The following is a 26,666-nucleotide window of genomic DNA, read 5'->3' as shown; positions in this document are numbered from 1 at the left end:
CTTCGGGGATGTGGAATGTGTGAACCCGCAGAAGGCGCTCGCTGACGCGGAGCGCAAGCCGTACTGGCTGGACCGGGCGATCGCGCCCGCTCCGTCGCCGAGGCTGACCGGCCAGGTCACCGCCGACCTGGCCGTCGTCGGGGGTGGATTCTCCGGCCTGTGGACCGCGCTCATGGCCAAGGAGCGCGACCCGTCCCTCGACGTCGTCCTGCTGGAGGGGCGGGAGATCGGCTGGGCCGCGTCCGGCCGCAACGGCGGCTTCTGCGCGGCGAGCATCACCCACGGCCTCGGCAACGGCATGGAGCGGTGGCCGGAGGAGATCGGCCGGCTCGACCGCCTCGGACGGGAGAACCTCGACGAGCTCGAGGCCTCCCTCGTCCGGTACGGCATCGACTGCTCGTTCGAGCGGACCGGCGAGGTGCGCGTCGCCACGCGGGACTGGGAGCTCGAAGGACTCGACGATGAGGCCGCGGTCGGCGCGTCGCTCGGCCTGCGGATGGAGCGCCTCGATCGCGAGCAGGTGCGGGCCGAGGTCGACTCCCCAACCTACCTGGGCGGCCTGTGGGACCGGGACGGAGCGGCCATGGTCGACCCCGCCCGGCTGGCCTGGGGACTCCGGGAAGCCTGCGTCCGGCTCGGCGTGCGGGTCTTCGAGCGGACCCCGGTCAGGTCGCTGCGGGACGGCGGAAGCCTCCTCGAACTGGACACGCCGCTCGGCACGGTGCGGGCGAGCATGGTCGCCCTGGGCACAGGGGCCTTCGCTCCGCTGCTGGGCAGGCTGCGGCACTTCCTCGTGCCGGTCTACGACTACGTGCTGATGACCGAACCCGTGCCGGCGGACCGGCTCGCCGAGGTCGGCTGGCGAAACCGTCAGGGGTTCGGCGACTCGGGCAACCAGTTCCACTACTACCGGCTGACCGACGACAACCGGATCCTGTGGGGCGGGTACGACGCGGTCTACTACAACGGCGGCCTCATCACGGCGGAGCAGGATCAGCGCGACGCCACGTTCGAGAAGCTCGCCGGGCACTTCTACGAGACGTTCCCGCAGCTCGAAGGGGTGAGGTTCAGCCACAAGTGGGGCGGGGTCATCGACACCTGCAGCAGGTTCAGCGCCTTCTTCGGCACCGCGTACGGCTCTCGCCTCGCCTACGCGGCGGGGTACACCGGCCTCGGGGTCGGGGCCACCCGTTTCGGGGCCAACGTGATGCTCGACCTGCTCGCGGGGGAGCGGACCGAGCGGACCGAACTGCGCATGGTGCGGCGCAAGCCCGTGCCGTTCCCGCCCGAACCCCTCAGGTCGGGCGTCATCCAGCTCACGCGCTGGTCGATGGCCAGGTCCGACGCTCACGAGGGGCGGCGCAACGCCTGGCTCCGCACGCTCGACGCGTTCGGGCTCGGCTTCGACTCCTGACGCCTCGGCTCCTGGCGGCGGGGGCGCTACCCCGCCAGCCAGCGCAGCGGGTTCTCGTGGGTGATCAGGCGCCGGGTCTCGTCGTCCACGCCGGCCTCGCTCAGGGCCGGGAGGATCGTGTCGAACAGCCTGCCGTACCCGTGCCCGCCGTAGCCGTGCAGGTCCTTCTGGCGGGACACGCCGCTGCTGAGCAGCACGCGTTCGGCGTGGCCGGCGTCGAGCAGCGCCAGGACGTCCTCGGCGTCGTCGACGCTCACGTAGGCGCCGGTCTCCGCGATCTTCCGCTGTGCCGGCGCGTCGGCCGTGCGCGCGCTGAGCCGCCGGGCCGGCACTCCGTGGGAGAGCAGGAGTTCGAGCAGGCCGAGGCCCTCGGTGGCCACCGGCAGGTCGGTCCGCAGGCAGGCGCGGGCGGCGGCGACCAGCGCGCGCTCCTCCGCCGCCGTCGGCGTGTCGTCCCAGGCGGTGGCCACGATGAGCCCCGGCCGTGACCCCGCGCCGTCGAGCCCCGCTCCGATCTCATGCAGAAGGTCCGCCGTCAGGTCGTCCACGCTGTACCGGCGGATCGCGTCCCCGGAGAACGGCTCCGGGGCGAATCCCGTGGCGGCGACGACGGCGACCCTGCTGCCCGTGGCCATGCGGCCGAGCGACGAGGGGTCGCGGGCCATGCCGATGCAGGTGTGCTCGACGACCAGGCTCAGCCCGCGATCCGATGCCAGATTCTTGAGCTCCGCGACGACGTACCGCTCCTCGTCGAGCCAGCGGTACGGGTCGGAGTCCACGCCGATTCCCCACCGGGTGTCGGTGCGCAGATGCTCACGGGCGAGCACCGGGCCGTCGATCTCGGAGACGGGGACCGCACCCGAGACGGTCTGGATGCGGGGGAAATAGGCGCCGGGCATGAACGGACATTAACTGATTTCTTGCGAAAATAGGGTCTTTTCACGCGAGGAGCTCCGTGTAGATCTCCTCGAACCGGGCGAGAGATCGCTGGTGGTCGTGGGTGGCGGCGATGGCGAGGCTCGCCCTGGACATCGCGGCGTGTCCCTCGGCGGAGGTCAGGATGCCGACGAGATGCCGGGCCATCTCCTGGGCGTCCCCCGGCCGGTAGAGGAAGCCGTTGCCGGACACGAGATGGGGCAGCGCCATGGCGTCCGCCGCCACGATGGGCAGCCCGGCGGCCATCGCCTCGAGTGTCGCGATGCTCTGCAACTCGGCGGTGCCCGGCATGGCGAACACGTCCGCGGCCGAGTAGACCTGCGGCAGGTCGGCGTCGGGGATGAACCCGAGGAAGCGCACCCGCTCGCCCACCCCGATCCGGGCCGCGAGCCGCTCCAGGTCCTGACGCCTCCCGCCGGTGCCGACCAGCACCGCCTGGGCGTCGACGTGGTTCAGCACGTGCGGCAGCGCCCTGACCAGGTCCTCGAGCCGCTTCTCCTCGTCCAGCCTGCCGACGAACAGGACGGTCGGCCGGTCGGCGATGCCGAAGCGCCGCCGCGCCCACTCCTGCGGCTGGCGCTGGAACCGCTGCAGGTCGATGCCGCAGGACACCGCCTCCACCTTGTGCGGAAACCCCTTCTCGCCCAGGAGCCTGGCGGCGATCCGCGTGGGCGTGGTGACGCGGTGGGCGCGGGCGAAGACCCGGGCCAGGTCCTGCCAGGCCAGATCCCCGGCGCGGGTCCGCAGCCTCGTCGGGATGGGCGCGAACTGGAAGAGGTTGTCCGGCATGAAGTGGTTGGTGGCCACCACGGGCAGGCCCGCCCGGCCCGCCGCCCCGAGTGCCGCACGGCCGATCATGAAGTGCCCCTGGACGTGGACGACGTCCGGCCGGGCCCGGTCGACCAGGTGCTCCATCGTCCGCTTCAGGCCAGGGGGAAGGGTGATCCGCATCGTCGGGTGCACCGGCAGCCGGGCCGACCACAACCGGTGGACCACCACGCCGCCCACGACCTCCGTACGCGGGCGCCCCTCGTCGGACGAGCACACCACGTGGACGTCGGCGCCGCGCGCGGCCAGCCCTCCCGCGAGGCGGTGGGTGAAGTACGACGCGCCGTTCACGTCGGGAGGGTAGGTGTCGGTGGCGATCAGCACCCGGCGGCGGCGCGCCGGGGCAGCGGCCACGGCGAGGGACGGCTGCGCGCCTGCGGGGTCCGGGCTGGAGGGGGCGGGGACGGCGTTCATCGGGCTCCGATCTGCGTCATCCGGTGCGGGGGGTCGTCGGGTGCGGGTCGTCCGTGCGGGGCTGTCGGGTTGCGGGGGGCGTCCGTGCGGGGTTCGTCGGGGTTGCGGGGCTGTCCGGCTTGCGGGGCTGTTGGACTGCGGGCTGTCCAGGTTCCGAAGGTCATCCGGTGAGTGGAGTGGTCCGGGCGAGTGCGACGGTTCCGGCTCCGGCGACCAGTGCCGCCACCACGGCGGCGGCCAGGTTCCTCGGCAGGGGCTCCCCGAGCAGCAGGGCACCGCAGGCGACCGCGGTAAGCGGGTCGGTCAACTGCAGGGTGGCGTAGGCGACCGCGAAATGACGGCCGGCGTAGGCCCGTTGCAGCAGGCCGAGCGCCGCCAGCACGGGGATCGGCATGACGGTCAGGAGCCACAGATGGCCGTCCCCGTCGACGATCACACGCGTGATCGTGGCGCACGCGCCGTACATCACTCCGGCCGCGACTGCGAGCAGCGCCGTACGGCCGGCGCCGCCGATGCTCCTGGCCAGCCCGAAGCACACGAGGGCGGTGAGGACGGCGCCGGAGAGCAGCCCGAGCGAGCTGGTGTCGTCCAGGCTGGGCGTCGGCGCGGTAGGAGGGACGAGCATCACGAGGCCGATCAGGCCCGCGCCCACGACGGCCGCGGCGATGAGCTCGCCTCCCGAGGGCTTGCGGCCGTGCAGTGCGGCCGCGATCGGCAGGGCGAACAGGAGGCTGGCGACGCCCATTGGCTGCACCACGATCAGCGGGCCCGCGCTCAGGGCGACGATGTGCAGGCCGCCGCCCAGGGCGACCGCTCCCGTGCCGATCAGCCAGCGCGGTCGGCGCAGCAGCGCGAGCATGCCCGGCCCGGCGGCGCCCGACGCCTCGTGCTGCTGGAACGCCGCGCCCAGAGCGAAGAAAAGTGAGCCGAGCAGCGCCACGGCCGCCGCGAACACAATCATGCGCCCTCCTTCCAGCTGAATGAAGACACGGCGTCATGGCCTAAATGCCTCATGTCAGCGACCGGAGGTCGAACGCGGGACTAATGCCCGCCGCGTGCGGGGCCGATCAGCTCATCGTCGGCTGCACTTCAGATAGTGGTCAGCTCGTCGTCGGTTCGCCGACAGACGGCTCTCGCACCGTGCCCGGATCCGGCTCAGGTCATCGTCCTGCCGCCGTTGACGGCGAGGCGCTGGCCGGTGATGAACCGGGAACCGGGGGAGGCGAGGAAGGCCACGGCCTCGGCCACGTCGACGGGAACGCCCATGTGGCCGAGGGGAAGGTGCCTGATGTACTCGTCGTACTCCGCCGCCGGGGTACCCTCGTGGCGCTCCACGGGGATCCAGCCCGGCTCGATCGTGTTCACCGTGATGCCGGACGGACCGAGCTCGCGGGCCCACGACCGGGTGAGGCCGTGCATCGCGGCCTTGGCCGACACATAGTGCCCGTAGTCGGGGTTGCCGAGGTCGGTGACCTCGCTTCCGACGTTGATGATCCGGCCGGATCCGGCGGCGCGCATGGCGGGCAGCACGGCCTGCAGGATGAGAAGCGGGGCCTTCACGAAGAAGTGCAGCTGGTCGAGGTGGTCGTCCCACGTCTGTTCCAGGACCGGCATGAGCGGCTGGGGTCCCGTCGCGTTGTTCACCACCACGTCGATCGCGCCGATCTCGGCGACGCCCCGCCGTACGGACTCCTCGTCGGTGACGTCGAACCGGGACAGGCGCGCGGAGCCGCCGGCGGCCTGGGCGCGCTCGACGACGGCCGCCGCCCCCGCGGTGTCGTGCGCGTAGTTGACGGCCACGTGCCAGCCGTCGGCTGCGAGCCGTTCGGCGATGACCGCGCCAAGACCTCGTGAAGCTCCGGTGACCAGTGCCGTTCCCATGACTGTTCGTCCTATCACGGTGGTTCGCAGCCCTGGAAGGGGACCGGGCGCGAGCACCAATCACGAGGACTTCGCGCATGGTGCATAGTGATCCGCATGGATGAGATCGCCGCACTGGTTGACCGGGCCGAGATCGAGGACGTCGTGACCGCGGTCTTCGACATGACGGACGCGAAGAACTGGCCCGTCTGCCAGGAGCTCTTCGATGACGAGGTCGCCGTCGACTTCACCAGCCTCAACGGCGGGGAGCCTTCGACGGTGACCTCCGCGCAGCTGGTCGACGGCTGGAACAAGGGATTGCACGCGAAGAAGCAGAGCTTCCACATGGTCAGCAACTACGCGATCAACGTCGACGGGGCCGAGGCGGGCGTGACCGCGAAGGGACACGCCTACAACCTGCTCGACGCCGACCTCGGCGGGGGCATCTGGGAGGTCTGGGGCGTCTACCGGCTCAGGCTGGTACGGCAGGCCGAGGGCTGGAAGGTGACCGCCCTGGCGTTCGAGGCCAAGCACAGCCGCGGGGACGCCTCCGTGCGCACCCACACGCTCCAGGCGTAACGCGAATCCCGCCCGCGTGGGGAAGCGACTCCGCGACGGCGGAGCGAACCCCCGGGGAGCCGCTCCGGCCGGTGACGGCCGGAGCGCTCAGCCCGGGGTGATCAAGCGGTCGCGGCAGGAGCCGCTATGGCCGGAGTCTCGGCGTGCAGGCGACCCAGCACGCGCCGGAACGCCCAGGCGGATCCGACGAACGCGATCCCGCTGATGGTCGCGACGGCCGCGGTCCGGACGAGCAGGTAGGTCTCGATCGACTGGTGCAGCAGCAGCCAGATGCTGACGGTCGAGTTCATGAGAAGCACGAACGCCCACAGCAGCGTGATCTGCGCGAAGAACCTGCGGATCCGCTCATGGCGCAGGATGAACGACGGCAGGTGGATGTAGTCGAGCGCGAGCTTCTGCACCAGAGGACGGCGCAGCCGCACCGAGGCCAGGAAGGCCATGCTGATGCAGATCGTGCCGAGCTCGGGCTGGATGAAGTAGACCACCGCGCTTCCCGACCACAGGCCGACGGCCGCGCGGCACGTGATCGCGATCGCGGCCAGGAGCATCGTCCCCGGGATCGGGCGCCGCCTGACCAGCCGCCACAGCAGCCCGAGATAGACCCATGAAACCGCCGCCACCAGCGCGCCGTTCAGGCCGAGCAGCATGAGTGCGGCGTAGAAGACGGCCAGCGGGGCGACCACGCCTTCCAGCAGCCGCGGGACCGCCTGCTTGAGCATCGCGGTGAGCCGTGGCAGGACGAAAGGCGAATGGTTCATGACACTCCATCGGGCCGGGCGTAGGGACTCCACCTACCCGCGGCCCTTGCCGGAAACACGAGGGCTGGCCTTTACCGGTGGCCTAACGTACCCGACCCCCGCATGATCCTGTGCCCATCCCGCGAGGGTCGCCGCCCGTCCCCCATGCCCGTACGGCATGGCGGCGCAAGGCCGCGAATGCCCCGAAACGGGCGGTGGCCAGGTCTTTACGACGGCCGGGCGGGTGTCTCCGGGGTCGCGGAAGAAATGCCGATTAATTTGGCGGAATGGAATCAGGCTTCGGCTACTTCGCCACCCACGACACCGTCGGCCCGGCGACGCTCGCCCACATGGTCGAGAAGCGGGGACACGCGGCGCTGCTGTTCACCGAGCACACGCACATCCCGGTCCCCGAGCCGGGCACCCGGGTGCAGTCCGAAAGCGGCGGAGACCTGCCGACGAAGTACTGGCACGTCTACGACCCCTTCGTCGCCGCCACCGCTGCGGGGCTGGCGACGACGCGGCTGCGGGTCGGCACGGGCGTCTGCCTCGTGGCTCAGCACCACCCCATCACGCTGGCCAAGACGGTGGCGAGCGTCGACCACCTGACGGGCGGGCGGTTCGAGTTCGGCGTGGGGCCGGGCTGGAACGAGCCGGAGATGCGCGACCACGGGGTCGACCCCCGGCGCCGGTTCGCCGTGATGAAGGAGCACGTCCAGGCGATGCGGGAGATCTGGACCCGTGCCGAGGCGGAGTATCACGGCGAGTTCGTGTCGTTCCCGCCGTTGTGGTCGTGGCCCAAGCCCGCCCAGCGACCGCATCCGCCCGTGCTCGTCGGCGGCATAGGGCCGACCGTCTTCGACCGCGTGCTCTCCTACGGCGACGCCTGGTTTCCCAACTACCGGCCGGGCGTCCTGGAGCGGGTGCCCGAACTCTTCAGCCGGGCGGCGGACGCGGGCCGGCGGATCGAGGTCGTCATGAACTCGACGCCGGCCGACCCGCACGTGATCGAGGAGTGCGAGCGCGCCGGGGTCGCCCGGGTCATGACCTACCTGCACTCGGCGGGCCTCGACGCGATCCGGCGGGAGATGGACGCCTTCGAGGCCGCACTCGCCGAGGTCCGGGGGGAGTGAGCCGCTAGTTCAGTGTGGCGGTCGCGAGCTTAGCCCCGAAACCGAGGAAGAGAGCCCCCACCCCGGAGGTCAGGCCGGCCGAAAGCCTGCGGCGACGCCGGAACTGGCTCGCCAGGTAGGTGCCGCCGAAGATCAGCGTGCTGAGGTAGATGAAGCTGAACACCTGCGCGATCAGCGCCAGGATCAGGAACGACAACACGGGGGCGCCGTACGACGGGTCGACGAACTGCACGAAGAAGGCGACGAAGAACAGGATCGCCTTCGGATTGAGCAGGCTGATGCCCAGCGCCTTGCGGAACGGGTTCACCTGGCGGGGCGCCGCGGCGGCCACGGCCTCCGCTCCGCCGTCCGCGGTCGCGGCCGAGCGCCACGACTTCCAGGCCGAGCGCAACATGCCGAAGCCGATCCAGGCGAGGTAGGCCGCCCCGGAGTACTTGACCACGGAGAAGAGGATCGGCGTGGACTTCAGCAGTGAGGCCGCTCCGGCGGCCGACAGGAACATCAGCACCGAGTCGCCGAGGAAGACGCCGCACGCGGCCTGGTAGCCGCGCCGCACCCCCCGCTGGGCGGCTGTGGAGAGCACGAACAGCGAGTTCGGGCCGGGCAGCAGGATGATCAGAAACGTGCCGACGGCGTAGGCCCAGATATTGGTGATCCCGAAGAACATCTTCCACTCCAAAATTACGACATAGGTCGTTATAGTGCCCTACTCGACTTGGTCTCGACAGGTGAGGGCATGGAAATGCCTATTGACCCGGTGGGAAATTGCGGCTGATTCTGAGCGCATGACGCTCTGGAAGCCGGATCCAACGTTCTATCCGTCTCCGCGTGACGCCGCCGCGGCCCCGGCGGAGAAGCTCGCCTACGTCGCCGCGTTCGACCGCTCGGCGAGCAGGCCCGACGCGCTGGCCGTGCTGGACGCCGACCCCGGCTCCGCCACCTACGGCACGGTCGTCGGCTGGACGGACCTCCCCTACACGGGAGACGAGCTGCACCACTTCGGCTGGAACGCGTGCAGCAGCGCGCTGTGCCCCTCCGCGCCGCATCCCCATGTCGAGCGGCGCTATCTCGTCGTCCCGGGGCTGCGCTCGTCCCGGATCTACGTGTACGACACCAAGGACGTGGTGAGCCCGCGGCTCGTCAAGGTGATCGAGGCGGAGGATCTCGGCAAGCGCGCCGGATACTCCCGGCCCCACACCGTCCACTGCGGCCCCGAGGGCCTGTACGTCTCGGCGCTCGGCGGCTACGGCGAGGAGGGCCCCGGAGGAATCGCCGTGCTCGACCACACGACGTTCGAGGTCCTCGGCAGGTGGGAGGCCGACCGCGGCCCGCAGTACCTCGCCTACGACTTCTGGTGGCACATCAACCACGACGTGATGGTCACCTCCGAGTGGGGGACCCCGTCGATGGTCGAGGACGGCGTGGTGGGCGAACTGCTGCTCGGCCGCAAGTACGGCCACCGGCTCCACTTCTGGGACCTGCGCAGGCGCAGGCACGTCCAGGAGATCGACCTCGGCGACCAGTACCAGATGGTCCTCGAGTTGCGCCCGGCCCACGACCCCACCAGGAAGTACGGCTTCGCCGGGGTCGTCACGAACGTGGAGGACCTGTCGGCCTCGATCTGGGTGTGGTACGAGGACGGCTCCCGCTGGGCCGTGCGGAAGGTCGTGGACATCCCGGCTGAGCCCGCGGCAGCCGGCGACCTGCCCGACGTGCTCAAGCCCTTCGGGGCGGTGCCACCGCTGGTCACCGACATCGACCTGTCCGTGGACGACAGGCACCTCTACGTCTCGTGCTGGGGCACGGGCGAGCTGAAGCAGTACGACGTGTCCGACCCGTTCCACCCGGTCGAGACGGGCTCGATCCACCTCGGCGGCGTCGTGCGGCGTGCGGCCCACCCGGCCGCGCCGTCCGAGCGGCTGGCCGGGGGTCCGCAGATGATCGAGGTCAGCCGGGACGGCCAGAGGGTCTACATGACGAACTCGCTGTACGGCTCGTGGGACGACCAGTTCTACCCCGACGGCGTGGGCGCCTGGATGGCCAAGGCCGACACGGCGTCGTTCACCCTCGACGAGAGGTTCTTCCCGCACGGCGACGACTTCCGAGGGTTGCGCCCGCACCAGACCCGGCTGCAGGGCGGGGACGCCTCCTCCGACTCCTACTGCTACCCGTGACTCTGACGGCGGTCATCCTGCTCGGAGCCTTCCATGGCATCAACCCCTCCATGGGCTGGCTCTTCGCGGTCGCCAGAGGACTGCAGGAACGCAGCCGCGATCTGCTCCTGCAGTCCCTCCCGGTGATCGCGCTGGGGCACCTGGCGTCGGTGGCGATGGTGGTCCTCGTCGTCAGCGCCACCGACTCGCTGGTCACCGGCACGGTGACCAGCATCGCCTCGGGCGTGCTGCTCGTGGGCTTCGGCCTGTGGCACCTGCTGTCCAAGCGGCATTTCCGCTGGGTCGGCATGCGGGTGTCGCTGCCACAACTCGCGGCCTGGTCGTTCCTCATGTCGTCGGTGCACGGCGCCGGCCTGATGTTGTTGCCGGTCCTCACCCGTCTGCCCGCCGCGACGACGGCCGCGGGGGCGCATCACCACGGCGGCGCCCTGGCGGGCGGCATGGTCGTCGCGGGGATCCACACCCTGGCCATGTTCGTGACGGCCACGATCATCGCCCTCGTCGTCTACGAGTTCGTCGGGCTCACGATTTTGCGGAAGGCGTGGTTCAACCTCGACCGGATGTGGGCGATCGCCCTGGTGGCCGCGGGGGCGATCACGCTGGTCACCGCCTGGTGAGATCCGGCTCCTCCCTCAGGAGGAGTCGAGATGCGATATATCTCGATAAGGTGTGGGCACCCGCCGTACCGAGGGAGGTCCGTCATGGCCCGCGCCCGAGCCCTTCGCGAGATGTTGTTCCTCGTGGGTGTGATCGAGGACGTGCGTCTGCTCACCCCGCGGATGCGCCGCGTCCGAATCTCGGGGCCGGCGCTGAAAGGCCTGTCCTGGACACCGGGCCAGCAGGTCAGAGTGCACGTCACCGACATGTTCGCCGCGCGCACGTGGCTGCGGGGCGCGGTGGGCGACGTGCTGCGCACGTATTCGATCTGGGACGCCGACGCCGACGCGGGCACCCTCGACCTGGTCGTGTTCGACCACGTGGGCGACTCGCCCGGCAACGCCTGGGCGAGGGGCGCCGCCCCCGGCCAGGAGGTCACCTTCTCCCGGCCCCAGGGCGACTTCGTCGTACGGCCCGGCGGCTACCACGTGTTCGCCGGGGACGAGACGGCCTCCGTCGCCTTCGGCCCGATGCTCGGGGCGATCCCGGAGGGCACGCCCGTCTACGGGGTGGTCGAGGCCGGCGCGGCGGAGGACCAGCTTCCGCTCTCCCGCGACCTCGTGCGCGTGGAGCGCACGGGCGACGCCGTCCCTTCGGAGGCCCTGCTGAAGGCCGTGCAGGCGCTCGACCTGCCGGACGAGCCGGGAGTCGCCTACCTCGCGGGTGAGGCGAGGACCCTCCAGGCCGTCCGCCGTCACCTGGTCGCCGAGCGAGGCTGGCCCCGCGGAAGCGTCGTCATCAAACCCTTCTGGACCCCTGGCAAGCGGGGCATGGACTGATCCACCGCCGCGGAAACATCGGGCAGAACGTCGGGCAGGACATCGGGCAAGATGGCGGGCATGAGGGTCAGCCTTCTGGGCGCGTTGGAGGTCACGGACGACGACGGCGAGCGGATCGACGTCGCCGGGCCGCGCGTGCGGGCGCTGCTGGCCGTTCTCGCGATACGACCCCGGCAGGTCGTGACGGCCGACGCTCTCGTGGATGCGCTGTGGGACGACGATCCGCCCGCGATGGCGGCCAACGCCCTGCAGACACTGGTCAAGCGACTGCGGGCGGCGCTCGGCCGTCCGGACGCGGTCGTGTGGCGGTCCGGGGGTTACGCGCTGGATGTGGACCCCGCGCACGTCGACGTCGAGCGTTTCGCCGTCCTGCGGGGCGCCGGCGACGCCGCGGGCGACCCCGCCAGGGCGGCCGACGCGCTCGACGAGGCGCTCGCCCTGTGGCGCGGTCCCGCTCTCGACGGCCTGCCCGGCCTGCCGTACCTGGCGAACGTCGCCACCTCCCTCGAGGAGCAGCGGCTCGCGGCCGTGGAGAGCCGGGCCGAGGCCTGCCTCGCGCTCGGGCGCGACCTCGACCTGTACGCCGAGGCCGCCGCCCATCCTCTGCGGGAGCGGCTCTGCGCCCTCGCCATGCGCGCCCTCGCGCGGGGCGGCAGGCAGGCGGAGGCCCTCGCGCTGTACGACAAGACCCGGCAGGCGCTCGCCGACGAACTCGGCGTCGACCCCGGACCCGACCTCCGCGACGCCCACCTCGCCGTCCTCAGGGGAGAGATCTCCGCTGGACGGCGCGGCCGGCCTGGCCTGCGCGCCCCCGCTCTGCGCGCGCCCCTCACCAGCTTCGTGGGCCGCGGTGACGAGGTCGCCCACCTCGGCGGGCTGCTGAAGCGGTCGCGCCTGGTCACGATCATCGGACCGGGAGGCGCGGGCAAGACCAGGCTCGCGATCGAGACCGCGCTGCGCGTGCCGGCGGAACCGCACGGCGGACCACAGCCGGTCGGCCCGTGGCTGGTCGAGCTGGCCTCCGTCACCGACGCCGTCGACGTACCCCATGCCGTGCTGAACGCCCTCGGGATCACGGGCGAGCGGGCGGTCACGGGGGAGTGGCGGGAGGAGGCGAGGGATCCCGTGGAGCATCTCGTCGCCTCGCTGAGCGCGCTGAGCGGCCGGTCGGCTCTGCTGGTGCTCGACAACTGCGAGCACGTGATCGGGGCGGCGGCAGCGCTGGCCGACCGCCTGCTCGCCGAGTGCCCCGGAGTACGGGTGCTCGCCACCAGCCGCGAGCCGCTCGGGGTTCCGGGGGAGACCCTCGCCCCCATCTCGCCGCTCGGCCTCCCGCCCGCCGGGGCGACGCTCACGGACGCGGCGGGCTACCCGGCCGTGCGGCTGCTGGCCGACCGGGCGGTCGCCGTACGGCCGGGCTTCACGCTCGACGAGGACAACGTCGACGCCGTCGTCACGATCTGCCGTCGCCTCGACGGGATGCCGCTGGCGATCGAGCTCGCCGCCGCGCGGCTGCGCGCGCTCGGGCCGGCGCAGCTCGCGGCCAGGCTCGACGACCGGTTCCGCCTGCTCACCGGCGGGAGCCGTACGGCGCTGCCGCGGCAGCGGACGCTCCGCGCGGTGGTCGAGTGGAGCTGGGACCTGCTCACGCCCGGCGAGCGGGCTCTGGCCGGACGGCTCGCCGTCTTCGCGGGCGGGGCCACGCTGGACGACGCCGAGTCGGTCTGCGGCGATCCGGCGGAGGTGACGGAGACCCTCCCTGGGCTCGTCGACAAGTCCCTGGTCGAGGTGACCGAAGACGGGCGCTACCGGATGCTGGAGACGATCCGCGCCTACGCGCTCGAGCGGCTCGCCGAGGCGGGGGAGTCCGGCGAGTTCCACGCCCGGCATGCCCGGCACTTCCTGGCTCTCGCCGAGGAGGCCGAGCCGCGCCTGCGAGCGGCCGGGCAGGAGCGCTGGATCGCCCGGCTCGCCGCGGAGCAGGACAACCTCCACGCCGCCCTCCGCTGGGCGATCGACGCCGGCGACGTGGAGATCTCCCTGCGGCTGTGCGGCGAGCTGAGCTGCTACTGGTGGATGCGCGGGTACGAGGGTGAGGCGGCGGTCTGGGCCGCCCGGGTCGTCGAGCTCGTCGGCGACGCTCCGCCCGCCGGGCTGCTCCGGCACTACGCCGCGTGCCGGGTCGGCCTCACCGTCGTCCAGTTTGGCCACGCGATGGCCGATCGCGAACGGATCGGCGCCCTGTCCAGGGAGATGGAGGCGCTGATCGTCGCGGCGGAGCGCGAGGGGCCCGTCCATCCGATGTTGCTGATCGTGCGCGTGGTCATCGCGGCCATGTCCGGCCAGGACGCGCGTGCCCGCGGGCTCCTGGACGGCTACGCGCTGTCGGACGACCCCTGGCTGGCCAACTCGGCCCTGATGATCCGCGGAGGATCGCTGGGGATGTCCGACGACCCCGTGGGGGACCTCGAGGCCGCGGTGGCGGGCTTCAGGAGAACGGGAGACCGCCGGGGTCTGAGCGAGTCGCTGCTGTCGCTGGCCACCCTCCGCGCCGGCCGCGGCGACCTGCCGTCCGAGCTCGTCGACGAGATCATCGCCCTGACCGGCGAGTGGATGAGCCCGCACGACGTGATCTCGGCGCTGACCAGGCTGGCACACCTGAGGATGGGGGCCGGCGACCTCGAGGGTGCGATGAGCGACCTGTCCGCCGCCCGCGCCCGGCTGTCGGACACCATGTCGGCCCACACCCTGCTTCAGCTCGGGATCGCGGAGGCCGAGATCGCGCGCCACGGCGGAGACCTCGACGCGGCCCTCCTCTCCTACGAGGGCGTCGTGGCCCTGCTGGGCGACATCACCGTCCCGCAGCAGGCCGCGATCGCGCGAGGCGGGTACGGCAGGGTTCTGCTGGCCAGGGGTGACCTGACCGGCGCACGGCGCGAGCACCGGGCCGCGGTCGAAGCGCTCGGCACCCAGCCCGACGTGCCCGTCCTCGCCCTGCTCGTCGCCGGCTCCGCCAACGTCGCCCTCGCGGACGGGGACGCCGAGCAGGCGGCCGTCCTGTTCGGCGCGGCGGACGCCGTCCACGAGGGATGGCGGGCCGACCCCGGCGCCCTCGCGGCGCTGGAGTCTGCTCGGGCCGGGGCGGGCGCCGTCTTCGGCGAGGCCTACGAGCGGGGACGCGCCCTGTCGCTCGACGAGATCCGCCGGGTGACGACGGGTGGGTGAGCCCGCCGTTCACCTGATCCTGCGCGCGTAGGTCCGTACGGCGAGCGGGACGAAGCAGGCGGCGATGGCGGTGCACCATCCCAGAGTGATCCAGACGTGCGCTCCCACAGGACCGCCGGTCAACAGTGCGCGCAGGGAGTCGGCCAGGTGCGAGACGGGGTTCAGGTTCGCCCACCACCGGAGCACCCCCGGCAGGTTGGCCGCGGGGATGAGGGCCGTGCTGCCGAAGGTCAGCGGGAGCAGGACGGCCGTGGCCATGCCCTGCATCGAGGCCGCGGACCTCGCCCGGAGGCCGAGCCACGCCGACACCCAGCCGAGCGACAGGGTGAACGTCAGCAGCAGCGCGACACCCCCGAGTGCTTCAAGCGGCGAGGTGCGGATCCGGAAGCCGACCGCGGCGCCGACGAGCAGCGCCACCGCGATGGTCAGGGTCATGGTGGCCGTGTCGGCGAGGATCCTGCCCATCAGCGGCGCCGATCTCGCGATGGGCATGCTCCGGAATCGGTCGAACACGCCGTTGCCGATGTCTTCGGCGAGCCGCATGCCGGTCGTGATCGTCTGGGTGAGGGCGACCTGCGTCAGCACGCCGGGTAGCAGACGCTGCACCGCCCCGCCCTGGTCGCCGGACATCGCCCCGAAGACCACGACGAAGATCACGATCATGAAGATGGGCTGAAGGAGAAGCTGGATCAGCTCCCCGGGCTGGTTCCTGAGCGGCACCAGGCTCCGCCAGGTCAGCGTCATTCCCTGGGCGAAGGTGTTGCGGGAGGTCATGCCGACGGCCTTTCCACTGGTCTTCCTGCTGGTCTTTCGGGCGATCCGTCCGCCGGGGCGGCGACGAGCGCGAGGAACGCCTCGTCGAGGGTGGGCCGTCTGAGCGCGTGCTCGGTGAGGACGATCCCCGCGTCGTCGAGCCGGCGCAGCGCCGCGGGCGGGAGCGCGGGGTCGAGGACCGGCACGCTGATCACCCCGTTCTCGCCGTGGTGCGGGCGCAACCCGGTGACCTCGGCGAGGATCCGCCCGGCCTTCTCCGCGTCGTGCTCCGGCCGGATCTCCAGGCGTCTGTCTCCCGCGCGGGCCTTCAGCTCGTCGGGGGTTCCCCGGGCGCTCACCTTCCCCCGGTCGATGAGCACGATCTCGTCGGCCAGCTGGTCGGCCTCCTCCAGGTACTGCGTGGTCAGAAGCACGGTGGCGCCCCGCGCGATCTGCTCGCGGAGGACGGCCCACAGTTCCGCCCGCACCTGGGGGTCCAGGCCGGTGGTCGGCTCGTCCATGAAGATGATCGACGGCTCGCCGACCAGGCTCACCGCGAGGTCGAGCCGGCGCCGCATGCCGCCCGAATAGGTCTGCGCCGCCCGGTCCGCGGCGTCCCCCAGGCCGAACCGGCCGAGGAGATCTGCCGCCCTGGCCCGCGCGGCCGTCCTGTCCATGCCGAGCAGGCGGCCGATCATCACGAGGTTCTGCCTGCCGGTCAGCTTCTCGTCGACCGATGCGTACTGGCCGGTCAGGCCGATCAGCTCGCGCACCTTCGCGGGCTCCTTCGTCACGTCGTGGCCGCCGACCCGGGCGCTGCCCCCGTCCGGGCTGACGAGCGTCGCGAGGATGCGGACCGCCGTCGTCTTGCCCGCGCCGTTCGGCCCGAGGACGCCGAGAACCGAGCCGGCGCGCGCCTCGAGGTCCACCCCGTCCAGGGCCGTCTTGTCGCCGTACCTCTTGACCAGGCCCTCGGCTTCGATCGTGTTGCTCATGCATCGAGGATCGGGGTGCCCGCTGGCAGGCCCCTGGCAGAGCGGTGTCAGCGCCCCGGCAGGGCTTGAGGCGGAGATAAGCGCTGCTTAAGGTCGCGCCCTTGCAGGCCGGAAAAGCCCGCGATTACGCTTCCCGCCAGTTGTGGATCTCTGACAGAGCTCGTCAGAATTCCCTTCCGTTTGGGCCTTGCCGCCTCCTGTCGGCAGAGCTACGATCCGTTCAACTCTTAGGAAACTTTCCTAAAAAAGACCTAGCTCACCTTACGAAACTGCGTCCCGTCACCAGACGCCCAGAAGCGCCGTACGGCTGGCGCCGTCTTTACTCGGCCGCCTCCGTGAGGCGTCAGCCGTACGGGTTTCCATGACCTCCCATCTCACTCCCCAGAGGTTGTGACATGCAGATCAGGTTCGTCTGGCGTGCGCTGGCGGCGGTGGCCGCCGTCGCGCTCGCCCTCGTCGCCCTCCCCGCCCAGGCCGCCACCGCCACGGCCGTCTTCTCCAAGGACTCCGACTGGGGCTCCGCCTACCAGGGCAGATACACGGTCACCAACACGGGGAGCGCCGCGCTCTCCGCCTGGACGGTCGAGTTCGACCTGCCGTCGGGCTCGTCGGTCGGCTCCTACTGGGACGCGTTGCTGACCAAGTCGGGCAACCACTACACGTTCAAGAACCGCGAGTACAACGGCACCCTCGCCCCGGGGGCCGCGACGAGCTTCGGCTGGGTGAGCAGCGGCAACGGGGTCCCGGCGAACTGCAAGCTCAACGGTGGTGCGTGCGGCGGCGGCGGATCCACGCCGACACCCACGCCGACGCCGACTCCCACGCCGACGGTCACCCCGCCTCCGCCCTCCCCGGGGAACCTCAGGACCGCGCCGTACGTGGACATGGGCGCGTGGCCGACCCCGAGCCTGAGCGCGATGGCCTCGGCCTCCGGTCTGAAGAACTTCACGCTGGCCTTCGTCACCGCGTCGAGCTGCAAGGCCATGTGGTTCAACGCGTACGACCCGAGGCAGCAGTGGGGCAAGGACCAGATCGACGCGATCCGGGCCGGCGGGGGAGACGTGAAGGTGTCCTTCGGCGGCGCGACCGGCATCGAACTCGCGCAGGCCTGCACCGACGTGACCGCGCTATACAACGAGTACAACGCCGTGGTCAACGCCTACGGCCTCAACTACATCGACCTCGACATCGAGGGCTCCGCCACGGCCGAGCCCGCGTCGGTCGCCCGCAGGTCGCAGGCGCTCGCCCGGCTCCAGCAGGCCCACCCCAACCTGAAGATCTCGCTCACCCTCCCGGTCCTGCCGAACGGCCTGACCACCGACGGGCTGAACGTCGTCAGGTCCGCCCGCGACGCCGGGGTCAAGCTCGACGTCGTCAACGTCATGGCCATGGACTACTACCAGTCGGTCGACTACGGCGACGCGGCGGTCCAGGCGGCCAACAGCACCTTCTCCCAGCTCAAGTCGCTGTACCCGAGCCTGACCGACGCCCAGGTGTGGCGCATGGTCGGCGTCACCCCGATGCTCGGGCAGAACGACGACGGCCGGATCTACAACCAGGACGACGCCCGCCAGCTCGTGACCTTCGCCAAGGGCAAGCATCTCGGCCTGCTCGCCTTCTGGGAGACCACCCGGGACCGCAACGCCTGCAACGGCGCGCTCTACATGTGCACCAACATCGCCCAGTCGCCCTACGAGTTCTCCAAGATCTTCGCTTCGTACACGGGATGACGTCATGAAGAAACTGATCACCCTGGGCGCCGTGGCGGCTGTCGCACTCGTGGGCGTCCTGACCGGAACGGCGTACGCCGCCAACATCGCGGCCAACCCGGGATTCGAATCCGGCCTGTCCGGATGGACCTGCTCGGGGTCGTCGGGGGCGCAGGCGGTCTCCACCCCCGTGCACTCGGGCACCAGGGCGCTGTCGGCCACCCCGGCCGGCAGCGACTACGCCCGCTGCCAGCAGACGATCACCGTCAAGCCGTCGACGAAGTACACCCTGTCGTCCTGGGTGCGCGGCAACTACGTCTTCCTGGGCGCGACCGGCAACGGCGTGAGCGCCGAGACGTGGGGCGCACCGGGCGCCGCCTGGTCCCAGCTGTCCACGTCGTTCACCACCGGCGCCTCGACCACCAGCGTGACGATCTACGTCAACGGCTGGTACGGCCAGGGCACCTACTACGCGGACGACATCGTGTTCGACGGCCCGGGCACGGTCCCGCCGTCGCCGACTCCCACCCCCACACCGACACCAACCCCGACGCCCACGCCGACCCCGACCGGGCCGCCCCCGAACCCGGGCGCCATCACCGTCGCGCCGTACATCGACATCACGATGACCACGCCGTCGCTGGCCGCCGCGTCCACCGCGACCGGGGTGAAGAACTACACGCTGGCGTTCGCGCTCGGGGACAGCACCGGCTGCAACCCCGCGTGGGGCGGCACGATCCCGGTCAACGACTCGAGGATCATCAACGACGTCAGGGCCCTCCAGGCCAAGGGCGGTCAGGTGATCGTCGCCACCGGCGGGGCCGTCGGCCCGTACCTGGAGCACAGCTGCGGGACCTCGGCCGCGCTGCTCGCCGCCTACAAGAAGGTGCTCGACACGGTCGGCACCAACTATCTGGACGTCGACGTCGAGGCTGCCATCGACGCCAACAAGGTCAACACGGCGCTCAAGCAGCTGCAGGCAGAGCGCGGCACCACCATCAGCTACACGATGCGGATCCTGGGCCAGGACTACGGCATGGACCCGTCCTCGGTGCAGATCCTCCAGGACGCCGCGGCCAAGGGCCTCAACGTCATGGTCAACCCGATGCTGATGGACTTCGGCTTCTCCGGCAATTGGGGAGACGCCATGGTCTCCGCGGCCAACGCGACCGTCTCGCAGATGAAGCAGATCTGGCCGTCGAAGAGCGACGCGCAGATCAAGCGGCTGCTCGGGCTCACCCCGATGATCGGCAAGAACGACACGGGCCAGACGACCTTCCAGGCCGACGCCCGCAAGCTCCTGTCGTACGCGCAGACCAACCACGTGGGCCGGATCGGCTTCTGGTCGGTCGGCCGGGACAACGGCGGCTGCCCGAACGGCACCGTCTCGCCCACCTGCAGCGGCGTGGCCCAGTCCGCCTACGAGTTCACCAACATCTTCAAGTCCTTCACCGGCTGACCCTCTCGCCCGCCCACCCCTCCTGCGCGTGATCATGCACAGGTCGGATGAAGGCCGTACGGCCTGCGGAAACGCTGTTCGTGATCATGCGCGGCCGACCGGCGTGCATGATCACGGCAAGGGGTGGGGGGGTGATCACTCATGAAAGTGAGTCTCATGTCTGCGCGAATGACCGGGCGAATGACTGGACAGATCACTGGGCGGAGGTCCCTGCACAAGTGGGCGGCCGCCGTCGCGGTGGTGCTCGGGGCGACCGCCCTGTGGGGCGGCACCGCCTCCGCCGCCAACATCGTCACCAATCCCGGGTTCGAGTCCGGCCTGACCGGATGGACCTGCGCGTCGACCGCCGCGGTGGTCTCCACACCCGTCCACGGCGGGACCAAGGCCCTGTCGGCCACCCCGGCGGGGAGCGATTTCGCCCGCTGCCAGCAGACGATCAGCGTCAGGCCGTCCACGGCCTACACCGTGTCCGCGTGGGTCCGGGGGAACTACGTGTTCCTCGGCGCGACCGGCACCGGCACGACCGACGCGCAGACGTGGGGGACGCCCGGCGCGACCTGGAAGCAGCTGACCACGTCGTTCACCACCGGCCCTTCGACCTCCAGCGTGACGGTCTACGTCAACGGCTGGTACGGCCAGGGCACCTACTACGCCGACGACATCGTCCTTGACGGGCCTGGCGGGACGAACCCGTCGCCGACCCCCACCCCCACTCCCACCGTGACGCCCACGCCGACGCCGACCCCCACCCCGACTCCCACGCCGCCCACGTCGAACGGCAAGCGCCTGCTGGTGGGATACCTCCACGCCTCATTCGCCAACGGATCCGGATATATCCGGATGGCCGATGTGTCCAGCGACTGGGACTTCATCGATCTGGCCTTCGGCGAGCCGACCTCGGTCACCTCGGGGGACATCCGGTTCAACCGCTGCCCGGCCACCGAGTGCCCCAACGTCGAGAGCGACGCCGACTTCATCGCGGCCATCCGCACCAAGCAGGCGGCGGGTAAGAAGGTGCTCATCTCGATCGGAGGGCAGAACGGCCAGGTCCAGCTGACCACGACCGCCGCGCGCGACAAGTTCGTGCAGTCCGTCGGCGCGATCATCGACAAGTACGGCCTGGACGGTCTGGACATCGACTTCGAGGGCCACTCCCTGTCGCTCAACCAGGGCGACACCGACTTCCGCAACCCGACCACCCCCGTGGTGGTGAACCTGATCTCGGCCATCAGGTCGCTCAAGGCCAGGTACGGATCGAAGTTCGTCCTCACCATGGCGCCGGAGACGTTCTTCGTCCAGCTCGGCTACCAGTTCTACGGCCCGGGCCCGAACGGCTCGGCGGACCCGCGCTCGGGCGCCTACCTGCCCCTCATCCACGCCCTGCGGAACGACCTCACCCTGCTCCATGTGCAGGACTACAACTCCGGGCCGATCATGGGCCTCGACAACCAGTACCACACCATGGGCGTGGCCGACTTCCACGTCGCCATGACAGACATGCTGCTCACCGGCTTCCCCGTGGCGGGCGGCGCGACCTTCCCCGCGCTCCGGCCCGACCAGGTCGCGATCGGCCTTCCGGCCGCGCCGTTCGCCGGCAACGGCTTCACCACGGTGGCCGAGGTCCAGAAGGCCTTCGGCTGTCTCGCCAAGGGGACCAACTGCGGCACCTACCGCCCGCATGGCGTCTTCTCCGGTCTCCGCGGGCTGATGACCTGGTCCGTCAACTGGGACAAGTACAACGGCTCCGAGTTCTCGCGCAACCACCGGGCGTACCTCAACGCGCTCGGATGACACCCCCCAACCCCTGCGAGGAACCATGAAACTACGGTCAGGCCCCGGCCTGCGCGTCCGTGCGGCCATCGCCGCCGCGGCGCTCGCCATCGTCGGCGGCATCGTCGCCGTCGCACCCGCGTACGCGGCGTCCGCCACCGCGGTGTTCACCAAGACCCAGGACTGGGGCACCGGGTTCGAAGGCAAGTACGTGATCACCAACGGGACGGCGTCGGCGATCAACAGCTGGCGGGTGGAGTTCGACCTGCCGTCCGGGTTCAGCGTCGGGTCCGTCTGGGATTCCGCGATGACCAGGAACGGCCAGCACTTCACCTTCACGAACGTCGGCTGGAACGGCACCATCCCCGCGGGCGGCACCGCGAGCTTCGGCTTCAACGGCAGCCCCGGCGGTTCGGGGGCTGTCCCGGCCAACTGCACGCTGAACGGCGCCTCCTGCGGCGGCGGCGGTCCGACCACGTCGCCCACGCCGACTCCGCCGGCGGGCGCCCCGGGCAAGCCGGGCAACCCGACCGTCACCGGCACGGCCAACACGTCGATCTCGCTGTCGTGGGGGGCGTCGAGCGGCACCGTCACCGGCTACCGGGTCTATGAGGGCACCACCGTGCGGGCGACCGTCACCGGCACGAGCGCCACGATCTCCGGCCTGGGCACGTGCACCACGCACACCTACACGGTCAAGGCGTACAACGGGCAGGGTGAATCCGCCGCCAGCGGCGCGGCGACCGCGACCACCACGGGCTGCCCGACCGGCGGTGGCAAGCTTCCGGGCGCGCCGTACCTCTATGAGGGCTGGGGCAACCCGCCGAACCCGGCCACGGTCATGAACGCCACCGGCGTCAAGGCCTTCACCATGGCGTTCATGCTCTCCGGCGGCGGTTGCACGCCCGCGTGGGACAGCTCACGCCCGCTGACGGGCGGCGCGGACGCCGCGGCGATCTCGCAGATCAAGGCCGCCGGCGGCAACGTGCAGATCTCCTTCGGCGGTTACTCGGGCAACAAGCTCGGGCCCAACTGCTCGTCGTCGGCCGCGTTCGCGGGGGCGGTGCAGCAGGTCATCAACGCCTACAACCCGGCCGCGGTCGACTTCGACATCGAGAACAGCGACGAGTTCGAGAACGAGGCCGTCCAGGACCGCATCCTCGGCGGCCTGAAGATCATCAAGCAGAACAACCCGAACACCAAGGTCGTCATCACCTTCGGCACGAGCACGACGGGCCCGACGTACTACGGCACCCGTCTGATCAACCAGTCGAAGGCGCTCGGCGTCAACGTGGACAACTACACGATCATGCCGTTCGACTTCGGCGGCGGCGCGAACATGTACCAGAACACCGTGAACGCGGCCGAGGGTCTGAAGAACGCCCTGAAGACGGCGTGGGGCTGGACCGACGCCCAGGCCTACGCGCACATGGGCATCTCGGGCATGAACGGCCTGTCCGACCAGCAAGAGCTGACGTCGGTGGCCACCTGGACCCAGATCCGCGACTACGCCAAGTCGAAGGGACTCGGCAGGCTCGCCTTCTGGTCGGTCAACCGTGACCGCGGGTGCCCCGGCGGCGGCGTGGTCTCCAACTGCAGCGGCATCGCTCAGAACGACTGGGACTTCACCAGGATCACCGCCGGCTTCTGACCAACGGGCCGGCCGGCCATGACTCGGCGGCCGGCGCGACGGGATCCCCCCTAACCGTCGCGCCGGCCGCCGCTTCGCGTCGGGGCCAGCAGGCCGATCAGCATGCCCACGACCGTGGCGATGGCAAGAGTGATCCACAGGCGAATTTTCATCGAAGTCTCCCATTTGTTACGCTGCGTAACAAGAATACAACTAACCGTGACAGACGGTAGTGGGGGGACGAAGAATTCTGGAGCCGGGTCGCGTCTTCGACGGTTTGTCGGGCAGTCTTGGCAGCGTCATGGACTACGCAATTCCGACGGGCATCGTCCTCGTCACCGGTGTCGTGCTCGCTCTCGTCGCGCAGTGGAAGGGCTGGAAGCCCTCACTCGCCGTCACGCTGGCGATCGGCGTCGGCTTCCGCGTGTTGATCCTCGTGCTCTCGGCCAAGGACAGCTGGCAGCCGATCGACTTCGTCAACAGCTTCAGACCGGCCGGCGAGGCCATCGTGCAACATCACGACCCGGTGCTGGAGAGCAACGGCGGCTGGCACTTCCTGCCGACCATCCCTTATGTGTACGGCCTGCTCCTTTGGCTGGGCATCCCCTGGGAGGTCGCCGGGCGCCTCGTCACGGTCGTCTCCGACATTGTGCTGATCCCCCTGGTCGGCAAGCTCGCCGGAGGATCCGCCCAACGGCTCCGCGCGTTCCAGTACGCGTGCAACCCGCTCGCCATCCTCGTCGCGTCGGTGCACGGCCAGGTCGAGCCCGTCTCGCTGGTCTTCGGCGTCGCCGCCTACGTCGTCGCGCGCGGCCCGGACGGCTGGCGGCCGTCCGGCGTCCTTCCCTGGCGGCGGCCGGGCGACCTGCTCCGGCGATTCACCCATCCCGTCGACGTCGATCGGGCGGCCACCTCGAGGGCCATCTGGGCGGGGCTGCTGATGGGCATGGCGCTGTGCGCGAAGAGCTGGCCCGTGATCCTCATTCCCGGGATGCTCCTGCTCCTGCCGGGGCCGCGCTCGCGCCTGATCTCTCTGATCGCGTCGGGAATTCCGCCGGTCTTCTTCCTGCTCACGCTGCCCATCGGCGGCTGGACCGCCTGGGGGCAGCTGCCCGAGGTCCTCAAGACCATCGGCCTGCGGCCCGGCGACGTGCGCCCGATCACCGGCGACTGGGGATGGACGGCGATCCTCAACGGCGGCGACTGGGTTCTCAACCCGACGGCGCTGAAGCTCGGCCAGTACATGATCTACGCCGCGGTGGTGTTCTGCCTGATCTGGTGGCGCAAGGCCGATCCCATCGATGTGACGATTGCGATCGTGCTGGCCTTCATGATCTTCACGCCGCGGCTCGGTGCGCAGTACCTGATGTGGTTCATGCCGTTCCTCGTCGCGCGGCCGACCCGCTGGGCGTGGCCCGCGATCATCGGCTGCGCCGCCTGGTCGGCGGTCGGCTACCTGGTGCTGACCCAGTTCACCGGGGAGAAGTGGAGCGAGTTGCACGCGCCCTGGGCGATGAGCTCGATCATCCTGTTCCCCGCGCTCATCGCCGCGATGCCGTGGGGCCGCAGGAGGTCCGAAGGAGTCGAGGCCGTCCCCACCGGCGTCAAGGCCGCCCGCGTGGACGCCTGACGAGGGCGGTCTGCGCTACCTGACGATCAACCGGACCAGGTGGCCGTGGCTCTTGAAACCGGGAGGGTCGCCGTCCAGGACGCCGGTGACGCAGTCGAACACGCCGGGCTCGCTCTGCCGTACGAAGAAGGCGGGCTCGGCGATCGCTGACAGCAGGCGGATCGCGTCGCGGTGGATGTGCACGCCCTCCCGGTCGCCGGACAGAGAGACCGTGACCTCATAGACGCCGTCGTCGAGTAGGCACTCTCCGAGCAGGAGCCATTCGGAGCCGCACGCACGCCGTAGGTGCGGGAGCAGATGCGCCTCGGGGTCCTCGGTCACCCAGCCGTCCCGCCGCATGGCCTCAAGCAGTCTCCGCACCTGGGGTTCCATGGCCGACCCGTCGGCGATTCCCGTCAGGCGCTCGTCGGTGTCCCATCGCCGCATGCTCAGACACTACGCGCGAGGTGGCGGCTCCGCCTGCACCGGCGCACCGCCTGGGCGCGCCTCCGCCGGCACGTCCGGGGACGGCTCCGCGGGAGGTTTAGGTGATTCGTCCGGCAGCCGGCCGGATATGAGGGCCGCCGTCCACTTGCTGTCCGGATCGCTGTCGATCAGCAGCGCGCGGACCAGCAGGCTCAGCGGAATCGCGAGCAGCGCGCCGAGAGGCCCGAGCACCCATGCCCAGATGATCAGTGACAGGAACGTGGCCGTGGTGGACAGCCCCACGGCGTCACCCAGGAACTTCGGCTGAATGAACGACTGGATCACGACGTTGATCGCGATGTACGCGACGATCACCAGGATCATCGTCTTCGGGCCGCCCTCGAGCAGGCCGAGCAGAGCGGGGGGAACGAGCCCGAGGATGAAGCCGATGTTCGGGATGTAGTTCGTGATGAGCGCCAGCACTCCCCACAGCAGGGGGAGGGGGACGCTGAGGATGGCCAGGACCATGACGTCGAGCGCCGAGCAGATCAATCCGAAGATGGTCGAGACCACCAGGTAGCGGCGGGTGCGGGACGTGAACGACTTGAGTGCCACGGCCAGCTGCGGCCGTTCCCTGGCGGCGGCGTCCACGATCCGGGAGAACACGGGGGCGTCCAGGCTCATCGCAAGGAGCAGCACCACGATCAGGAAGAGGCTCGACAACACCCCGAGGAGGCTGCTGAGCACGCCCTGCGCCACTTCGATCATCTTGCCCGGATCGAACGAGGACAGCGCCTTGTTCAGCTGCTCGCTTCCGTAGCCGAGACCCGCGGCCCAGTGCTGGAGATCGGCGACCATCGTGTTGAACTGCGTCGAGTACGTGGGCGCCAGGATCGCCAGCTGCGCGGCGGCGAGAGAAAGCACCGCCACCATGCCGGCGAGGACGAGCAGGACCACCGCCAGGGGGACGGCGACCTGGACCCATACCGGGGCTCGATGCCGGGAGAGCCAGCCGCGCAGGGGGGAGACGGCGATGACCAGTGTGAGTGCCAGGATCACCGGGCCGACGATGGACCCGACGGCCTGAATGCCGGCCAGGGTGACGACAGCGGCGGCGGCGCCGAGCATGGCGATGAGTGCGCGAGGGATCCGCTGTGGAGGCACGTTTCGGTTTCTACCCCTTCTTTGAGGAAAGATCCGACAATTGGATCAGACGTCGGCGCCGGTCCTTCTGCTGTTTCCCGGCAACTCTTCCGGCCGTTTCCAGCTTGCCGTGTCGGTACGGCTGCCGCACCGATACACGGATGCAAACAGCCGAAGGCGCCGATGCGTTCCTGAGCGAGGGATCAGCCGCCCATCGCGCTCAGATCGCGGGGCTCGCCGGCCGTGCGACGCCGGGCCCATGCGCGGCATGAGGGGTGAGCCAGGAGCAATCTCCCGAGTCCGGCGTGCGTCTCCTTTCGGATCAAGGTGGTCTCAAAGGCTGCTAATCTTGTGGTCGTCGGCGTGGTTCGGCGCTCCCCTTCTGATCGTTTCGGTGGTTGTGTTGTGGGTGCGTCCGGCTGGTGCCGGTGACCCC

22 protein-coding genes are annotated in these 26,666 nt (G+C 70.4%); 12 read left to right on the top strand and 10 right to left on the bottom strand.

The annotated features are described in order from the left end of the window. Positions 1 to 19 precede the first annotated feature (19 nt). Positions 20 to 1,414 carry an NAD(P)/FAD-dependent oxidoreductase gene (locus tag Pph01_RS17375; protein ID WP_204074149.1) on the top strand — a complete coding sequence of 465 codons (1,395 nt, stop codon included), beginning with the start codon at positions 20 to 22 and terminating at the stop codon, positions 1,412 to 1,414. 26 nt (positions 1,415 to 1,440) lie between these two features. Here the strand turns inward: Pph01_RS17375 and Pph01_RS17370 are convergent, their stop codons facing one another. The 4 genes from Pph01_RS17370 to Pph01_RS17355 all read right to left on the bottom strand — a co-directional run bounded on the left by Pph01_RS17370 (position 1,441) and on the right by Pph01_RS17355 (position 5,473). Beyond that, a complete protein-coding gene (locus tag Pph01_RS17370; RefSeq protein WP_204074148.1) occupies positions 1,441 to 2,313 on the bottom strand; it encodes a phosphotriesterase family protein in 873 nt (290 codons plus the stop codon). 40 nt (positions 2,314 to 2,353) lie between these two features. Continuing rightward, positions 2,354 to 3,592, bottom strand: a complete 1,239-nt coding sequence (locus tag Pph01_RS17365) for a glycosyltransferase (protein WP_204074147.1) — start codon at positions 3,590 to 3,592, stop codon at positions 2,354 to 2,356. A 160-nt stretch (positions 3,593 to 3,752) separates the two neighbouring features. Continuing rightward, positions 3,753 to 4,553 (bottom strand): DMT family transporter, encoded by an 801-nt coding sequence (locus Pph01_RS17360; protein WP_204074146.1) that lies wholly within the window; start codon positions 4,551 to 4,553, stop codon positions 3,753 to 3,755. 194 nt (positions 4,554 to 4,747) lie between these two features. After that, entirely contained in the window at positions 4,748 to 5,473 is a 726-nt protein-coding gene (locus Pph01_RS17355; protein ID WP_204074145.1) for an SDR family oxidoreductase, read from the bottom strand. 96 nt (positions 5,474 to 5,569) lie between these two features. On the opposite strand from Pph01_RS17355, the gene Pph01_RS17350 reads away from it, so the two are divergent. Then, a complete protein-coding gene (locus Pph01_RS17350; RefSeq protein WP_204074144.1) occupies positions 5,570 to 6,031 on the top strand; it encodes a nuclear transport factor 2 family protein in 462 nt (153 codons plus the stop codon). 101 nt (positions 6,032 to 6,132) lie between these two features. On the opposite strand, the gene Pph01_RS17345 is transcribed toward Pph01_RS17350, so the two are convergent. Then, entirely contained in the window at positions 6,133 to 6,789 is a 657-nt protein-coding gene (locus Pph01_RS17345) for a VC0807 family protein (protein WP_204074143.1), read from the bottom strand. 266 nt (positions 6,790 to 7,055) lie between these two features. On the opposite strand from Pph01_RS17345, the gene Pph01_RS17340 reads away from it, so the two are divergent. Then, positions 7,056 to 7,901: a TIGR03619 family F420-dependent LLM class oxidoreductase gene (locus tag Pph01_RS17340; protein ID WP_204074142.1), complete on the top strand. Its 846-nt coding sequence runs from the start codon at positions 7,056 to 7,058 to the stop codon at positions 7,899 to 7,901. Between the two features lie 4 nt (positions 7,902 to 7,905). Here Pph01_RS17340 and leuE read toward each other — a convergent pair whose 3' ends face one another. Then, positions 7,906 to 8,568, bottom strand: a complete 663-nt coding sequence (leuE, locus tag Pph01_RS17335; protein WP_204074141.1) for a leucine efflux protein LeuE — start codon at positions 8,566 to 8,568, stop codon at positions 7,906 to 7,908. Between the two features lie 118 nt (positions 8,569 to 8,686). On the opposite strand from leuE, the gene Pph01_RS17330 reads away from it, so the two are divergent. From Pph01_RS17330 to Pph01_RS17315, 4 genes are all read left to right on the top strand, one after another. After that, on the top strand, positions 8,687 to 10,075 hold the full coding sequence (locus tag Pph01_RS17330) for a selenium-binding protein SBP56-related protein (protein ID WP_204074140.1): 1,389 nt from the start codon (positions 8,687 to 8,689) through the stop codon (positions 10,073 to 10,075). Beyond that, complete coding sequence (locus tag Pph01_RS17325) at positions 10,072 to 10,692, top strand: hypothetical protein (RefSeq protein ID WP_373315674.1); 621 nt, start codon at positions 10,072 to 10,074, stop codon at positions 10,690 to 10,692. Before Pph01_RS17330 ends, Pph01_RS17325 begins: the two co-directional genes overlap by 4 nt. 84 nt (positions 10,693 to 10,776) lie before the next feature. Next, positions 10,777 to 11,511, top strand: coding sequence for a siderophore-interacting protein (locus tag Pph01_RS17320; RefSeq protein ID WP_204074139.1), 735 nt, complete (start codon positions 10,777 to 10,779; stop codon positions 11,509 to 11,511). A gap of 60 nt (positions 11,512 to 11,571) precedes the next feature. Then, the gene (locus tag Pph01_RS17315) at positions 11,572 to 14,736 is read left to right on the top strand and encodes an AfsR/SARP family transcriptional regulator (protein WP_204074138.1); all 3,165 of its coding nucleotides are present in this window, start codon (positions 11,572 to 11,574) and stop codon (positions 14,734 to 14,736) included. 9 nt (positions 14,737 to 14,745) lie between these two features. On the opposite strand, the gene Pph01_RS17310 is transcribed toward Pph01_RS17315, so the two are convergent. Both Pph01_RS17310 and Pph01_RS17305 read right to left on the bottom strand, forming a co-directional pair. Continuing rightward, positions 14,746 to 15,510, bottom strand: a complete 765-nt coding sequence (locus tag Pph01_RS17310; protein WP_204074137.1) for an ABC transporter permease — start codon at positions 15,508 to 15,510, stop codon at positions 14,746 to 14,748. Beyond that, positions 15,507 to 16,484: an ATP-binding cassette domain-containing protein gene (locus Pph01_RS17305; protein ID WP_204074136.1), complete on the bottom strand. Its 978-nt coding sequence runs from the start codon at positions 16,482 to 16,484 to the stop codon at positions 15,507 to 15,509. The genes Pph01_RS17310 and Pph01_RS17305 overlap by 4 nt, the downstream gene beginning before the upstream one ends. A 395-nt stretch (positions 16,485 to 16,879) precedes the next feature. Here Pph01_RS17305 and Pph01_RS17300 point away from each other — a divergent pair, with 395 nt between their 5' ends. The 5 genes from Pph01_RS17300 to Pph01_RS17280 all read left to right on the top strand — a co-directional run bounded on the left by Pph01_RS17300 (position 16,880) and on the right by Pph01_RS17280 (position 24,682). Next, on the top strand, positions 16,880 to 18,214 hold the full coding sequence (locus Pph01_RS17300; protein ID WP_204074135.1) for a cellulose binding domain-containing protein: 1,335 nt from the start codon (positions 16,880 to 16,882) through the stop codon (positions 18,212 to 18,214). 4 nt (positions 18,215 to 18,218) lie between these two features. Then, a complete protein-coding gene (locus Pph01_RS17295; RefSeq protein ID WP_204074134.1) occupies positions 18,219 to 19,652 on the top strand; it encodes a carbohydrate binding domain-containing protein in 1,434 nt (477 codons plus the stop codon). 180 nt (positions 19,653 to 19,832) lie between these two features. Then, the gene (locus Pph01_RS17290; RefSeq protein WP_204074133.1) at positions 19,833 to 21,443 is read left to right on the top strand and encodes a chitinase; all 1,611 of its coding nucleotides are present in this window, start codon (positions 19,833 to 19,835) and stop codon (positions 21,441 to 21,443) included. 25 nt (positions 21,444 to 21,468) lie between these two features. Next, a complete protein-coding gene (locus Pph01_RS17285) occupies positions 21,469 to 23,073 on the top strand; it encodes a cellulose binding domain-containing protein (protein ID WP_204074132.1) in 1,605 nt (534 codons plus the stop codon). A 280-nt stretch (positions 23,074 to 23,353) separates the two neighbouring features. Further along, positions 23,354 to 24,682: a putative hexosyltransferase gene (locus Pph01_RS17280; RefSeq protein ID WP_204074131.1), complete on the top strand. Its 1,329-nt coding sequence runs from the start codon at positions 23,354 to 23,356 to the stop codon at positions 24,680 to 24,682. Positions 24,683 to 24,697: 15 nt separating this feature from the next. Here the strand turns inward: Pph01_RS17280 and Pph01_RS17275 are convergent, their stop codons facing one another. Both Pph01_RS17275 and Pph01_RS17270 read right to left on the bottom strand, forming a co-directional pair. Beyond that, complete coding sequence (locus Pph01_RS17275) at positions 24,698 to 25,108, bottom strand: hypothetical protein (RefSeq protein WP_204074130.1); 411 nt, start codon at positions 25,106 to 25,108, stop codon at positions 24,698 to 24,700. A gap of 9 nt (positions 25,109 to 25,117) precedes the next feature. After that, positions 25,118 to 26,251 (bottom strand): AI-2E family transporter, encoded by a 1,134-nt coding sequence (locus Pph01_RS17270; RefSeq protein WP_239116771.1) that lies wholly within the window; start codon positions 26,249 to 26,251, stop codon positions 25,118 to 25,120. Positions 26,252 to 26,666: the final 415 nt, after the last annotated feature.

Source organism: Planotetraspora phitsanulokensis, from assembly GCF_016863295.1.
In the GTDB taxonomy this organism is placed as follows: domain Bacteria; phylum Actinomycetota; class Actinomycetes; order Streptosporangiales; family Streptosporangiaceae; genus Planotetraspora; species Planotetraspora phitsanulokensis.
This window is presented reverse-complemented; position numbering and strand designations above follow the sequence as displayed.